1 protein-coding gene is annotated in these 16,614 nt (G+C 74.1%); it reads right to left on the bottom strand.

Annotated features, from left to right (window positions below; genetic code table 11):
- Window positions 1–192 precede the first annotated feature (192 nt).
- Window positions 193–16,557: a type I polyketide synthase gene (locus ACIP93_RS24670; protein WP_401761757.1), complete on the bottom strand. Its 16,365-nt coding sequence runs from the start codon at window positions 16,555–16,557 to the stop codon at window positions 193–195.
- Window positions 16,558–16,614 lie beyond the last annotated feature (57 nt).

A 16,614-nucleotide genomic window follows, 5' to 3' on the forward strand; every position in this document is an offset into this window, starting at 1 on the left:
GAGGTGAGATGCCGGGGTTTCCCGCCCAGTCTCACGAGGGCCGACTCCGAATTTCCCTAGAGGCTTCCCGGGGCCGCCCGAGGCCCTGCCCGCATCGTCCCGGCGCGCCGCGGAGCCCGTGCCGGACGGCGGGACGTGGGGAGGGCGCACCGAACCCCGGGGGAAGGGGCCCGGTGCGCCGGTTCGGCGGGGTCAGCCCCGGTCGGTGCGCGCGTGCTCGGTGAGCCATTCCTCCATGATCTGCGCGGTCCGCGCCGAGTCCTCGCGGATCATCGACAGGTGGTCGGCGTCCACGGGCCGCTCCTGCGCTCCGGCGACCAGGGGCGCGCTCTGTACGGACGGCTGCTGTTCGATCGGCCGGCCGTCGGCTCCGTACAACTGCTTCGCGCACTTCACCAGGAGCACGGGTGCGCTGGTGTGCTGCACCCGGAGCCTGCTGAGCAGGACCATCCAGCGGCCCATGGCGGACAGCCGGGCGCTGGTCAGCCGGACCACCGAGCCCTCCGCCGTGCCGGCCGAGGCTTCCCCGCCCGCGAAGTTGAGGCGCATCATGCCCTGGTAGTCGACGCCTTCGCCGTCGTTGTGCTGGAAGCTGTAGGTGTCCAGGAGCACCACACCGGCGGGCTTGATGCCCCAGGTGTGTTCGAGGAGTCCGGCCGCCGCGTAGGCGAAGGACCCGCCGGAGGAGTGGCCGACGAGGACGAACGGTTTGCCGTCGGCCTCCCGCAGGGCGCTCTCGGCGATCACCCGGGTGGCGACCTCCGGGGTGGCGGGCAGCCGTTCCCCGGTCTCGAAGCCCACCAGGGGCAGTGCCGCCACGGCCCGCTTCCCCCGGAAGTGCGCGGCGAGACGGGCGTACTGGTGGACGCCCGCGTTGGCGGTGGGCGCGCTGACGCAGACGAGTTTCGGGGCGGTGGGTCCTTCGGAGAGGGCGGAGGCGTGGGGCAGGTCCTCCAGTTCGGCCGATGCCTCGAAGGTGGGGCGCAGCGCGGCCACGGCGGCCAGCATGCGCTGGGCCTCGGGGACCTTGCCGGAGGCGAGGGCGTCGGTGAACAGCCTTTCCAGCGAGCCGGGTTCGGACTCCCCGGGGGCGAGGCCGAGGGAGGCTCCGCCGCCCGCCGCGTCGTCGGCCGGGGTCTGCTGGGCGAGTTCGCCGCGCAGCCAGCGGGCGAGTTCGGCGGGTGTCCTGTTGTCGAAGACGACCGTGGCGGAAAGCCTCATGCCGGTGGCCGCGGCGAGCTTGTTGCGCAGCTCGACGGCGGTCAGCGAGTCGAAGCCGAGCTCGTAGAAGTCCCGGCCGGCCTCCACCTCGTCGGCCGAGGCGTGCCCGAGCACGGACGCGGCCTCGGTCCGCACCAGGTCGGTGAGGTGGCGCAGGCGGTCCTTCTCGCTGAGCGCGACGAGCCTGCGGGTGAGGTCGGCGGCGGCGTCCTGACCGCCCGCGGTGTTGGCGGCGGCCCGGCGGGCGGTCCGTACCAGCCCCCGGAACAGCGGCGGGACCTCGCCCTGCGGGCGCATTCCCCCGCCGGTCAGCCCGATCGGGATGACGAGCGGTTCGGCGGAGCCCAGAGCTGCCTCGAACAGGGTGAGGCCCTGCTCGATGGAGAGCGGGGGCATGCCGCCGGACTGCATGCGCCGCATGTCGGTGTCGCTGAGTTCGCTCGTCATGCCGTCGTCCTGGACCCAGGGACCCCAGGCCAGGGAGGTGCCGGGCAGTCCGAGGGCCGCGCGGTGGTCGGCGAGGGTGTCCAGGAAGGAGTTGGCGGCGGCGTAGTTGCCCTGGCCGGGGCTGCCCATGAGGCCGGCGATGGAGGAGAACGTCACGAAGGCGGCGAGGGCGAGACCTTGGGTGGCCTCGTGCAGGTTCCAGGCCGCGTCGACCTTCGGCCGCATGACGTCGGAGAGCCGTTCGGGGGTGAGGGCGGTGATGACGCCGTCGTCCAGCACACCGGCCGTGTGGATCACGGCGGTGAGCGGGTGCGCGGCCGGGATGCCCGCGATCAGGTCGGCCGCGGCCTGCCGGTCGGCGGTGTCGCAGGCGGTGACCGTGACGTGTACGCCCAGGGCCTCCAGTTCGGCGGTGAGGTCGGCGGCGCCGGGTGCGGCCGGACCGCGTCGGCTGGTGAGCAGCAGGTGCCGGACGCCGCGGGCGGCCAGCCTGCGGGCGAGGTGGCGGCCGAGGGCGCCGGTGCCGCCGGTGACGAGGACGGTGCCCTCCGGGTTCCAGGCGGGCGGCATGGTGAGCACCGCGCCGTGCAGGGGCCCGGCGTCGGAGGTGAGGGTGCGCAGGGCTGTCCGGGCGTGCCGGATGTCGTACGTCGGGAGGTGAGTCGGGGTGCCGTACGGGACGGGTCGGGTGCCGGAGAGGGCCGGAGGGGCCGGGGTGCCTGAGGCGGTCCCGGTGGCCGGTTCGACCGCGACGGCCGGGGTGCCGGAGGCGGTCGGGGCGCCCTGGCCGGCCGGGGCCGCCGTACCGGACCCGGTGGCGACCGCCTGTATCCAGGTCCAGCCGTCCGGTACGGGGGCGATCCCGTTCCGGTCCAGGACGGCGAGGGTGGCGACCGCGGTCGGCTCCACGCTCATCACACGGTCTCCGGCCCGCAGCCCCGTCACTCCGGGACCGGTTTCGCTGACGGTGCCCGCGATCCGGGCGACCGGTCCGCCGGTGGTCCGGACGACGGTTTCGGTGACGGCCCCGCCGGTGAGGCCGGCCGCCGTGACGGCGACGCGTACCTCGCCCTCGGCCAGCGGCCGTTCCGCGTCCGGGCACGGCACCAGCCGCAGGTCTTCGGCGCTGCCGCCGTCCGGCAGCGCCAGCCGCCAGCCCGCTCCGGCGGGCGGCAGCAGGCTCGGGGCCGTCGCCAGCCGGGCGAGCCGGCCGACGTGCAGGGTGCCGCCGCGCACGGCGAACTGGGCCTCGCCGGCGACCAGCGGCCCGGCGAGGAGCTGGAGGGCGTCGGCGACGTCGGTGTCCTTCTCCGTGTCGAGGAGGGCGAACCGGTCGGGGTGCTCGGAGTTCGCCGAGCGCACCAGGCCCCAGGCAGACCCGCCCGAGAGGTCGGTGACGGTGTCGCCGTCCACGGCGCGGATCGCCCGGCGGGTGACGAAGACGAGCCGGGAGGCGGCGAACCGCTCCCCTTCGAGCCACTCCTGCACCAGGGCGAGTACCCGGCCGGTCAGCGCGTGCACCGCCTGCGGCACGTCGCCACCGGTGCACTCGGGCAGCGGTACGACGACCAGGTCGGGCAACTGGCTTCCCGAGGCGGCGAGTTCGGCGAGGGAGGCGGCACGGGCACCGAACCCGTAGGGGTCGGTGTCGCCGAACGCGAGGACGTGCGCCTCGCGGGCCGGTCCGCCTTCGGTGTCGGCGGGTATCCACTCCACGTGGAACAGCGGTTCGCGTGCGGTCGAGCGGACCTCCTCGGTCGCCTCCTCGCCGGCGGCCAGGGCAACCGAGGCCGCGGACAGGACGGGCGCGCCCTCGGCGTCGTACGCACCGATGAGCACCGTGTCCTCGGCGGACCGGCTCAGCCTGACCCGCAGCACCGACGCGCCGCCCGCGTGCAGGGTGAGGTCCTGCCAGGACCGCGGCCTCGGCAACCGGTCCTCGCCGCCGATGCCGAGCAGGACGGCTCCGTGCAGGGCCGCCGCGGACAGTGCCGGGTGCAGGCCGAAGTAACGGGCGTCGTCGGCGGCCTCGCCCCTCAGGCGCACCTCGGCGAACACGTCATCGCCGTGCAGCCAGGCCCTGGTGAGGCCCTGGAAGACGGGTCCGGGACCGGCGTCCCCGTAGAAGCCGTCGAGGTCGACGGCGGCGGCGCCGGTCGGCGGCCACACCGACGGGGCCGGCGGGGCACTGAAGGGCTGCGCGGTCAGGGTGCCGGAGGCGTGCCGGGTCCACGGCTCGTCGGGGGCCGCGTCGTGCGGCCGGGCGTAGCAGGCGACCGTACGGTCACCGGTGTCCCCGTCGGGGGCGCCGACCCACACCTGGATCACCGGTTCGGCGTGGTCGAGCGGCAGCGGTGCGGTGACGGCGAACTCCCTGAGGTGTCCGCAGCCGACCTGGTCGCCCGCCCGGACGGCGAGTTCGAGGAAGGCGGTGTCCGGGAAGCGGGCCGCCCCGTCGACGCGGTGGTCGAGCAGCCAGGGGTGGACGCGGAGCGAGAGCCTGCTGGTGAACAGCACGCCGTCGGATCCGGCGAGCGGGACGGCCGCGCCGAGCAACGGGTGTTCGGCGGGCACCAGCCCGGCCGAGGTCACGTCCCCGGACAGGGGCGCGGGACGCGGCCAGTACCGGTCGTGCTGGAAGGCGTAGGTGGGCAGCGGGGTGCGGCGGGCGCCGGTGCCGTCGAAGAGCCGCGGCCAGTCGACCGCCACGCCGCTGACGTGCAACCGGGCCAGGGCGGTGACCAGGGCACTCTCCTCGGACCTGCCGGCCCTGAGCACGGGGACGCAGACGCACTGCTCGGCGTCCTCGGTGAGGCTCTGCGGGGCCAGGGCGGAGAGAGTGCCGTCGGGGCCGACCTCCAGGAAGGCGGATGCCCCCGCCTCGCGCAGGGCGTGCACGGCATCGGCGAAGCGGACGGTCTCCCGCACGTGCCGCACCCAGTACTCGGGGTCGCCGAGCTGTGCGGCCGGGGCCGGCGCGCCGGTGAGGGTGGACACGAGCGGGACCTGCGGCTCGGCGACGGCGAGCGTGGCGACGACGGCCCGGTACTCGTCCAGCATCGGGTCCATCAGCGGTGAGTGGAAGGCGTGCGAGACCCGGAGGCGGGTCGTCTTGCGGTCCAGGGCCGCGAAGTGGGCCCGTACGGCCTCCACCTGGTCCTCCGCACCGGACACCACCACGGACGACGGACCGTTGACCGCCGCGACGGAGGTCGACTTGCCGATCAGCGGTGCGACTTCGTCCTCCGTGGCCTGTACGGCGAGCATCGCGCCGCCCTCGGGCAGCGCCTGCATCAGCCGCCCGCGTGCCGCGACCAGCGTGCACGCGTCGGCCAGTGAGAACACTCCGGCCGCGTGGGCGGCGGCGATCTCGCCGACGGAGTGCCCCGCGACGAACTCCGGACGTACGCCGAGTGCGGCGAGCAGCCGGAACAGGGCCACCTCGACGGCGAACAGCCCGGTCTGGGCGTACGCCGTCCGGTCGGCCGACTCGGTGTCGGTGCCCCAGATCACCTCGCGCAGCGGTCGTTCCAGGTGCGGGTCGAGTTCCGCGCACACGGCGTCGAAGGCGTCGGCGAACACGGGGAAGCGGGCGTGGAGTTCGCGGCCCATGCCGAGTCGCTGGGCGCCCTGCCCGGAGAACAGGAAGGCGGTGGTGTGACCGGAGGCCTCGCCGCGGGCGACCTCCGTTCCGTCGAGCAGCACCGCGCGATGCGCGAGTGCGGTACGGGTGGTGGCGAGGGAGAGGCCCACATCGAGCGGGTCGCGGCCCACGGTGTCGGCCGTGAGGCGGGCGAGCTGCTCGTCCAGGGCCGCGGAGGTGGCCCCCGACACCGGCCACGGCACGGCGGCCGCCCGTACGGGAGGCGCGTCGGGAGCGGGCGCTGCGGTCTCGGCGGGCGGGGCCTGCTCGATGATCGTGTGGGCGTTGGTGCCGCTGATCCCGAACGAGGAGACGCCCGCCCGCCAGGGGCGGTCCACTGCCGGCCACGGCCTGGCCTCGGTGAGCAGGTCGATCGCACCGGCGGTCCAGTCGACGTGCGTCGAAGGCTCGTCGATGTGCAGGGACCTGGGCAGGACGCCGTGCCGCAGGGCAAGCACGGTCTTGATCACGCCTGCCACACCGGCGGCGGCCTGGGCGTGCCCGATGTTGGACTTCAGCGAACCGAGCAGCAGCGGCCGCTCGGGGTCGCGGCCCCGGCCGTAGGTGGCCAGGAGCGCCTGTGCCTCGATGGGGTCGCCGAGTGCGGTGCCGGTGCCGTGGCCCTCGACGGCGTCCACGTCGGCGGGGGTCAGTCCGGCGGCGGCGAGGGCCTGACGGATGACGCGCTGCTGGGCGGGGCCGTTGGGGGCGGTGATGCCGTTGGAGGCGCCGTCCTGGTTGACGGCGGAGCCGCGTACCAGTGCCAGTACCTCGTGCCCGTGGGCACGGGCGTCGGAGAGCCGTTCCAGGACGAGCATGCCCACGCCCTCCGACCAGTTGGTGCCGTCGGCGGCGTCCGAGTACGCCTTGCAGCGGCCGTCGGCGGCGAGGCCGCCCTGGATGGTCATGCCGGCGAAACCGACGGGGGTCGCCATCACGGTGACACCGCCGGCCAGGGCGAGCGAGCACTCGCCGCCGCGCAGTGCCTGGGCGGCGGAGTGCAGGGCGACCAGGGAGGAGGAGCACGCGGTGTCGACGGTGACCGCGGGGCCTTCGAGGCCGAGGGTGTAGGAGATGCGCCCGGACAGCACGCTGGAGGCGAGGCCGGTGCCCGCGTGGCCGCCGATGTCCTCGCGGGAGTTCATCATCAGCGTCGCGTAGTCGAGGCCGCTGGTCCCGACGAACACTCCGGTGCGGCTGCCGTGCAGGGAGTCCGGCGCGATGCCGGCCCGCTCGACGGCCTCCCAGGAGGTCTCCAGGAGCAGCCGCTGCTGCGGGTCCATGGCCAGTGCCTCACGCGGGGAGATCCCGAAGAAGCCCGCGTCGAAGTCGGCGACCCCGGAGACGAATCCGGCCTCCAGGGTGGCGCTGCGGCCCCGCCCGTCGGGGTCTCCCGCGCCGAGGGTCTTGAGGTCCCAGCCGCGGTCGGTGGGGAACGGTTCGATGCCGTCGCCGCCGGTGGAGACCAGCTGCCACAGTTCCTCGGGCGTACGGATTCCGCCGGGCAGCCGGCAGGCCATGCCGACGATGGCGATCGGGTCGTCGTCCAGAGCGGCCCGGGGGGCGTCGGCCGACGCCCCGTCCGGCTGCTGCCCGCCGAGGAGTTCGGCGAGCAGGTGCTCGGCGAGACCGGTGGCGGTCGGGTAGTCGTAGACGGCCGTGGCGGACAGCTTCAGGCCGGTGGCGAGGTTGAGGCGGGCGGGGAGTTCGACGGCGGTGAGCGAGTCGAACCCGAGGTCGCGGAACTTGCGGTCGGCGGAAACGGCCGCCTTCCCGCTGTGGCCGAGGACGGTCGCGACGTGGGTGCGTACCAGGTCGGTGAGGAGGGTCAGGCGCTCGGCTTCGGGCAGTGCCCGCAGCCTCAGGGTGAGTTCGTGTGCCTGCGAGGTGATGTCCTCGCGTGCCGTCTCCGCGTCGGCGATGGCCTGCCGGGCGGCGGGGATCCCGGCCAGCAGCGGATTGCCGCGCAGGCCGACGAGGGTGTCCAGGACCTGCGGCTGGTGCAGGTCCAGGACGATCAGGGTGGGCGCGGGCCGGGTGACGGCCTGCCGCAGGGCGGCGAGCGCGAGCGCGGGGTGCACGGCGGGAACTCCGGTGCGCCGGGCGCCGCTGTCGGCCGGCGGCTGGTCGGCGGCGGCGCGGGCATGCGACGCGGAACCGGCGGGCAGACCCGTACCCCGCACCGCACCATCGGGCTGCGCCTCCGGCGCGACGCTCGGTGCGGCGGTGGTCTCGGCGGTGGGCGCGACGCTCGGCTCGGCGGTGGGCTCGGCGTCCATCCAGGCGCCCCAGGCCAGCGAGGTCGCGGGCAGGCCACGGGCGTGGCGCTGCTGGGCGAGCGCGTCGAGGACCGCGTTGGCGGCGGCGACGGCCGCCCGTCCGGGGGTGCCGACGGCGCCTGCCACGGACGAGAAGAGCACGAACGCGGACAGGTCCCGTTCCCGGGTCAGCTCGTCCAGGTGGAGTGCCGTCAGCGCCTTGGCCCGGTGTACGGCTGTCAGCCGTTCCGGCGTCAGGTCGTCGAGGACCCCGTCGTCGACGGCGGCTGCCGCATGGACGACGGCCGTGAGCGGGTGCGCGTCGGGAATGTCCGCCAGGACGGCGGCCAGCGCGTCCCGGTCGGCGGTGTCGCAGGCCACGACGGTGGCTTCGGCGCCCAAGTCGCGCAGCTCGGCGACGAGTTCGGCGCTGCCGGGCGCGGCGGGGCCGCGACGGCTGACGAGCAGCAGACGGCGCACGCCCTCGGCCGCGAGCCAGCGGGCGGTGCTGCTCCCCCGGCCGCCGGTGCCGCCGGTGATCAGGACCGTGCCGTCGGGGTGTGCGGCGGCGGGCTGCCAGCCAGCGTCGGGCGAACCGGCCGGCGCGGGCACCAGCCGTCGTACGTACACGGCGGAGTCGCGGACCGCGATCTGGTCCTCGCCGTCGGTACCGGCCAGAACGGCGGCCAGCCGGCCGGCGGTCCGTGCGTCGAGCGCCTCCGGCAGGTCGATGAGACCGCCCCAGCTCTGCGGGTGTTCCAGGGCGGCCACCCGGCCGAGTCCCCAGAGGCCCGCCTGCTCCGGGGAGGGCAGGGCTTCGGTCCTGGCCACGGAGACCGCGCCCCGGGTGACGCACCACAGGGGTGCCGCGATCCCGGCGTCCGCCAGGGCCTGGAAGAGTACGGCGGTCGCCGCGACAGCCGTCCCGTCGGAGGCGGGAAGGGCCAGTACACCGGCGAACCCGGCACCGGGGCAGGGGAGTTGAGCCAACCGAGCGGCCAGTACGGTCCGCTCGGCCGCCGGGTCGACGGTCAGGTGCAGGGCCTCGGGCCCGGCCGCTTCCCGTACCGCGGTGCTCCAGCCGTCGTCCGCGGTCCCGGCGGGCACGACCACGAGCCAGGCACCGGCCGGTTCGCCGTCCCCGGTCGCACCGGTCGGCTGCCACACCTCGTGGAACCGCAGGGCGTCGAGGAGTGCCTGGTCACGCCGGTGGCGGCGCCAGTTCGACAGCGCGGGCAGCACGGCGCCGAGCGCCTCGCCGTCCACGTCCAGGTCGGTGGCCAGGGCGGCCAGGTCCTGGCCCTCGACGGCCGTCCAGAACTCCGCGTCGGCCGGATCGGCCGGGGCGGCGGGGGCGGGCCGCTCGACGGGCCCGGTGCGCGGCCAGTGCCGAGTGCGCTGGAAGGCGTACGTGGGCAGGTCGACGAGTCGGGCGCCGGTGCCGTCGAAGAGCCGCGCCCACTCGACGCGCACGCCGCTGACGTGCAGCCGGGCGAGCCCGTCGATCAGGGCCCGCTCCTCGGGCCGCCCGGCGCGCAGTGCGGGCACGGCGACGCAGGTGTCGTCCCGGGTGCCGAGGGCGGTGCGGACGGCGGCGGTGAGGATGCCGTCGGGGCCCAGCTCCAGGAAGGCGGACACCCCGGCGTCGCGCAGCGCGCCGACGCCGTCGGCGAAGCGGACGGTCTCGCGGACGTGCCGCACCCAGTAGTCGGGGGTGCACACCAGGCCGGGTTCCGCGACGGCACCGGTCAGGTTCGACACGAGCGCCAACTGCGGCTCGGCGAAGGCGATACGCGCGGCCACGGCCCGGAACTCCGCCAGCATCGGGTCCATCAGCGGCGAGTGGAAGGCGTGCGACACGCGCAGCCGGGTCACCTTGCGGCCCTCGGCCCCGAAGTGCGCGCCGATCCGCGCGACGGCTTCGGCCGCACCGGAAACCACCACGGAAGAAGGCCCGTTGACGGCCGCGATCGACACCGGACCGCCGTCGACCAGCAGCGCCCGCACCTCCTCCTCCGTCGCCTGTACGGCCAGCATGGCGCCACCCTCGGGCAGCGCCTGCATCAGCCGGCCGCGCGCCGCGACGAGCGCGCACGCGTCGGCGAGGCCGAACACCCCGGCGACGTGCGCGGCGGCGATCTCGCCCACCGAGTGACCTGCCACGAACTCGGGCCGCACGCCCAGCGATTCGACCAGCCGGAACAGCGCCACCTCGACGGCGAACAGGGCCGCCTGGGCGTACTCCGTCCCGTTCAGCGCCTCCGCGTCCTCGCCCCACACGACCGTACGGACAGGGCGGTCGAGGTGCTCGTCCAGGGCCGCGCACACGTCGTCGAAGGCCGCCGCGTACACGGGGAAGCGGTCGTACAACTCACGCCCCATGCCGAGCCGTTGGGAGCCCTGCCCGGTGAACAGCGCGGCCGTGACCCGGCTCTCCGCGGCCGTGCCGCGGGCGATCTCGACACCGTCCGCCAGTACGGCCCGGTGCTCGAAGGTGCCGCGTCCCGCCGCCAGCGAGTACGCGACGTCGAGCGCCGGCAGCTCGGCGTACAGCGGGGACAGCCGCCGGGCCTGCGCGTCGAGGGCGGCCTCGGACTTGCCCGACACCACCCACGGCAGCACGGCGGGGGCGCCGGCCGGCCGCGCGCCCGGCTTGTCGACGCGCTGCCCCGCCGTCTCCGCGGTGTGCTCCCCGGCCGGCCCGTCGGCGGGCGAGGCCTGCTCCTCCTCTGCGGGCGGTGCCTGCTCGATGATGGTGTGCGCGTTGGTGCCGCTGATCCCGAACGCCGACACGGCGGCCCGGCGCGGCCGGTCGACGTCCGGCCACGGTACGGCCTCCGTGAGGACGCGTACGTCACCGCCGGACCAGTCGACGTGCGTCGAGGGCGCGTCCACGTGCAGGGTGCGCGGCACGGCGTCGTGACGCATGGCCATGACCATCTTGATCACACCGGCGACACCGGCAGCGGCCTGGGTGTGGCCGATGTTCGACTTGAGCGAGCCGAGCAGCAGGGGCTGTCCGGCCTCGCCGCGCTCCTGGCCGTACGTGGCCAGCAGGGCCTGCGCCTCGATCGGGTCGCCGAGGGTGGTGCCGGTGCCGTGTCCTTCGACCACGTCGACGTCGGCGGGCGTCAGGCCCGCGTTGGCGAGGGCCTGACGGATGACGCGCTGCTGGGCGGGGCCGTTGGGCGCGGTGAGGCCGTTGGAGGCGCCGTCCTGGTTGATGGCGGAGCCGCGTACGAGTGCCAGGACCTGGTGTCCGTTGCGGCGGGCGTCCGAGAGCCGTTCCAGGACGAGCACGCCGACGCCTTCGGACCAGCCGGTGCCGTCGGCGGCATCCGCGTACGCCTTGCAGCGCCCGTCGGTGGCGAGGCCGCCCTGCCGGGTGAAGCCGGGGAAGCCCAGTGAGGAGGACATGACGGTGACGCCGCCCGCGAGGGCGAGCGAGGACTCGCCGCTGCGCAGCGACTGGGCGGCCAGGTGCATGGCCACCAGGGAGGACGAGCAGGCGGTGTCGACGGTGACGGCCGGGCCCTCGAATCCGAAGGTGTACGACACCCGCCCCGAGACCACGCTGGCCGCGAGACCGGTGCTGGCGTGTCCCTCGATGTCCTCGGGGGAGTTCATCACGAGGGTGACGTAGTCCTGGCCGCCGGTGCCGACGAACACTCCGGTCGCGCTGGAGCGCAGAGCGGCCGGGTCGATGGCGGCGCGCTCGATGGCCTCCCAGGAGGTTTCCAGGAGCAGCCGCTGCTGCGGGTCCATGGCGAGGGCCTCGCGCGGCGAGATGCCGAAGAAGTCCGCGTCGAACTCGGCGACCCCGTGCAGGAAACCTCCCTTGGCGGTGGCGCTGCGACCGCGGTCGCCCGGGCCGGCGCCGAGGAGCGTGTCCAGGTCCCAGCCCCGGTCGGTGGGGAAGTCGGCGATGCCCTCCCGTCCTTCGCGGACGAGGTCCCACAGGTCCTCGGGGGAGTCGACGCCGCCGGGCAGCCGGCAGGCCATGCCGACGATGGCGATCGGGTCGTCGGCCGCCGCGGTGGCCACGGCGGCGGGCAGGCGCACAGCTCCGTCCTCGTCGAGCAGTTCGGCGAGGAGGTGTTCGGCGAGGGCGGTGGGGGTGGGGTGGTCGAAGACGAGAGTGGCGGGCAGCCGGAGGCCGGTGGCCTCGGTCAGGCGGTTGCGCAGCTCCAGGGCCGTGAGGGAGTCGAGCCCCAGGTCGTGGAAGTCCCGGTCCGCGCCGACGGTCTGCGCGGAGGCGTGCCCGAGGACGGACGCGGCCTCGGTACGGACCATCTCCACGACGGTACGGACACGGTCCGCCTCCCGCAGCTCCCACAGCCGGGCGGCGAGCGCGACGGCCGTCCCGGCCCCGGCTGCGGTGGTGGCGGCCATCCGCCGCCCCCCGCGGACCAGCCCGCGGAACATGGTGGGCACCTCGCCGCGCAACCGCGCCCCGGGGCCGCCTCCGAGGCGGCCGAGGGGGACGAGGTAGGGAAGGTCGATGGCCGTCGCGGCGTCGAGGAGCGACAGACCCTGCTCGACGGAGAGCGGAGGAACACCCGATGCGGCGATCCGCTGGCGGTCCGCCTCCGAGAGCGTCGCGGTCATACCACCGGTCGGCGCCCACGCCCCCCACGCCAGGGACTGCCCGGGCAGACCCTCCGCACGACGCCGTACCGCCAACGCATCCAGGAACACGTTCCCCGCCGCATAACTGCCCTGACCCGCCGAACCCATCACACCCGAGACCGACGAGAACAACACGAACGCCGAAAGATCGAGATCACGCGTCAGCTCGTGCAGATGCCACGCCGCATCCACCTTCGGACGCAACACCCCCGACACCCGCCCGGCCGTCAACGACGTCACCACACCGTCATCCAGCACACCAGCGGTATGCACCACCGCCGACAACCCCACCCCCGCCAACACCCCGGCAAGAGCCCCCCGGTCCGCCACATCACACGCCACCACCGAAACAGCAGCACCCCCAGCACTCAACTCATCCCGCAACTCCACCGCACCCGGAGCATCCAGCCCCCGACGCGACACCAACAGCAAACTCCGCACCCCATGCACCGCCACCAGATGCCGGGCCACCTCACGCCCCAGACCACCCGTCCCACCCGTCACCAACACCGTCCCAGACCCCCACGGGGCCTCCACCACACCCAGCGAAGAACCCAGCCGCGCCAGCCGGCCCACATGCACCACACCGTCACGCACCAGCACCTGCGACTCACCCGCCGCAAGCACCTCCCCCACCGGCAGCTCCCCGCCACCCTCCACATCCACCAGCAGGAACCGGCCCGGATTCTCCGACTCCGCAGCCCGCACCAACCCCCACACCGCAGCACCCGCCAGATCAGCCCCCGACACAGCACCCCGCGTCACAAAAGCCAACCGCGAACCCCCGGAAGACGAACCACCGGACCCACCCAGCCACTCCTGCACCTCAGCCAGCACACGCGCACACACCGCATGCACCGCCTCCGGCGAATCCCCACCCTCCACCGGAAACACCGTCAACGACGACTCACCGAGCTCAACAGTTCCAGACGCCCCAACGGCTCCCGACACATCCGCCGGCACCCACTCCACGCGCAACAACCCGTCCCGGCCCGGCACGCTCACCAGCTCCACCGGAGCGCCGAGCTGCAACTCCGCTACCGACAGCACCGGTTCACCTGCGGCATCCACCAGCAGCAGGGACACACAGTCCTCCGCCGTACGACCGATCCGCGCCCGCACCACCGACGCACCCGCCGCGTGCAGCGTCACACCACGCCAGGAAACAGGAACCCACTCCCGCTCCCCCACGACCTCCCGCACCACCTCCGCCAGCAACGCCGGATGCAGACCAAACCGATCCGCCTCCCGCGCCACCTCACCCGACAGCACGCACTCCACCTCGCGGGTGGTGGTCGCGTCGTACAGGATCTCGGCAGCCGGGCCGGCGACCAGTACGCCCGAGGCGTGCTCGGTCCACTCGTCGTCCGAGTCCTGTTCGCGCCGCGAGTGCAGCCTGACCGGCCGGGCGCCGTGCTCGTCCGGGGTGCCCACCCACACCTGGACGGCGACCCCGCCGTCGGCGGGAAGCACCAGCGGTTCGGTGTGCGTCAGTTCTTCGACACGTCCGCAGCCGACCTGGTCGGCGGCCCGGACGGCGAGTTCCAGCAGGCCGGCCGCCGGGAAGACCACCTGGCCGTCGACCGCGTGCTCCGCCAGCCAGGGCTGTGCGGCACACGACAGCCGTCCCGTGAGCACCGTCCCTTCCGAACTGGCCAGGAAGACGGTGGCGCCCAGCAGCGGATGCTCGGCGGGCATCAGACCGGCGGATGCGACGTCACCCACGGGCAGCGCCGGGCGCGGCCAGTAGCGTTCGTGCTGGAAGGCGTACGTGGGCAGGTCCACGACCCGCGCGTCCGTCCCGTCGTACCAGCGCGCCCAGTCCACCCCCACACCCGCGCAGTACAGCTTCGCCAGCCCGTCGACCAGCGCGCCCTCCTCACCCCGGCCCTTGCGCAACGCCGGAACAGCCACGACCTCCCCGGCATCCACCGCGTCCACCGTCAACCGCGCCAGCGCGCACAACGTCCCGTCCGGACCCAACTCCAGGAAAGCATCCACACCTTGCGCGACCAGAGCGCCGACACCGTCGGCGAACCGCACGGTCTCCCGGACGTGCCGCACCCAGTACTCCGGATCGCACACCAGCGCACCGTCCACAGCCATCGGGATCTCCGGAGCCGAGAACGACAGCCCCGACACCACCGCACGGAACTCCTCCAGCATCGGATCCATCAACGGCGAATGGAACGCGTGCGAAACACGCAGACGGGTCGCCTTCCGACCCAGCCCCTCGAAGTGGACGCGGACGGCCTCCACCTCGGCCTCGACGCCCGACACCACGACGACCGACGGACCGTTGACCGCCGCGACCGACAGCCCCTCACTGACGTACGGCCGGACTTCGTCCTCGGACGCCTGCACGGAGAGCATCGCCCCACCGCCGGGCAGTGCCTGCATCAGCCGCCCGCGCGCCGCCACCAACGTGCACGCGTCAGCGAGCGAGAACACCCCGGCCACGTGCGCCGCGGCCACCTCGCCGAGGGAGTGACCGGTCACGAAGTCCGGCCGCACACCCAGCGACTCGACCAGCCGGAACAACGCCACCTCGACCGCGAACAGGCCCGCCTGTGCATGGGCGGTCCCGTTCAGCGCGTCGGCGTCCTCGCCCCAGACCACCTCCCGCACCGGCACGTCCCACTGCGCGCACACCGCGTCGAAAGCCGCCGCGAACACCGGGAAACGCGCATACAACTCGCGCCCCATCCCCAGTCGTTGCGAACCCTGCCCCGAGAACAGGAAGGCGAGGGTACGTCCGGCTGCCTCGCCCCGGGCGATCTCGGCCCCGTCCGCCAGGACGGCCCGGTGGCCCAGGCTCGTACGACGCGCGGCCAGCGAGAAGCCCACGTCCAGCGCCGACTGCCCGGAGACCGCGGCGATCCGTGCCACCTGCGCGTCCAGCGCGGCCTCCGACTTCGCCGACACCACCCACGGCGTGGCGGCGGGCGCTACGACAGGCTCGGTCCGCTCCGGCTCGGTCTCCGCCGGCGGGGCCTGCTCGATGATGGTGTGGGCGTTGGTGCCGCTGATGCCGAAGGCCGACACGGCGGCCCGGCGGGGCTGTCCCGTCTCCGGCCAGTCCGTCTGTTCGGTGAGCAGCGAGACCTCGCCCGCCGACCAGTCCACGTGCGTCGTCGGCCTGTCCACGTGCAGGGTGCGCGGCAGCACGCCCTCACGCATCGACATGACCATCTTGATGACGCCCGCGACACCGGCAGCGGCCTGGGTGTGGCCGATGTTCGACTTGAGCGAGCCGAGCAGCAGCGGTCTGCCGTCGGGGCGGTTCTCCCCGTACGTGGCCAGCAGCGCCTGCGCCTCGATGGGGTCGCCCAACGGCGTGCCCGTACCGTGCCCCTCCACCGCGTCCACGTCCGCCGCCGACAGACCGGCAGCCGCCAGCGCCTGGCGGATCACGCGCTGCTGGGAGGGTCCGTTCGGTGCGGTCAGACCGTTCGACGCGCCGTCCTGGTTCACCGCCGAACCGCGCACGACGGCCAGGATGTCGTGCCCGTTGCGCTTGGCGTCGGACAGCCGCTCCAGTACCAGCACGCCCGCGCCCTCGGACCAGCCGGTGCCGTCGGCGGCGTCCGCGAACGCCTTGCAGCGGCCGTCGCCCGCCAGCCCGCCCTGCCGGCTGAAGCCGGCGAAGCTCATCGGCGTGGACAGAACGGTCACACCGCCTGCGAGGGCCATGGTGCACTCGCCCGAACGCAGGGCCTGCGCGGCGACGTGGAGCGCGACGAGCGAGGACGAGCAGGCGGTGTCCAGGGTCACCGCCGGGCCTTCCAGGCCGAAAGCGTACGAGATGCGGCCGGACAGCACGCTCGCGGTCAGACCGGTCGTCGCGTGGCCCTCCACGTCCTCCAGGGAGTTCATGACCACGCCCACGTAGTCCACGCCCGCCGTGCCGACGAACACGCCGGTCCGGCTGCCGCGCAGGGTCGCCGGGTCGATCCCGGCCCGCTCGAACGCCTCCCATGAGGTCTCCAGCAACAGCCGCTGCTGCGGGTCCATCGCCATCGCCTCACGCGGTGAGATCCCGAAGAAGTCCGCGTCGAAGGAGGCCGCGTCGACGAACCCGCCCTCCACCGAGGCACTGCTGCCGTTGCCCTCACCGGTCAGCGCCGCCAGGTCCCAGCCCCGGTCGGTGGGGAACGCGGAGATGCCGTCGCGGCCCTCCGTCACCATCCGCCACAGGTCCTCCGGCGACCGCACACCACCGGGCAGACGGCAGGACATGCCGACGATCGCGATCGGCTCCTGCTTCTCGGACTCGACCTCCAGCAACCGTTGGCGAGTCTGGTGCAGATCAGCGGTGACCCACTTGAGGTAGTCAACGAGCTTGCTGTCGTTCGACATGGAGGTGGAGCCTTCCTACAGCGAAAGAGAAGAAGTGAAAGACGGCGGACAGTCGGC

Source organism: Streptomyces sp. NPDC088745, assembly GCF_044751045.1.
GTDB classification, from domain to species: Bacteria; Actinomycetota; Actinomycetes; order Streptomycetales; family Streptomycetaceae; genus Streptomyces; species Streptomyces cremeus.

Excerpts from the sequence above, each read along its gene's own strand:
- ACIP93_RS24670 (WP_401761757.1), bottom strand. The coding sequence starts at position 16,557 with ATGTCGAACGACAGCAAGCTCGTTGACTACCTCAAGTGGGTCACCGCT.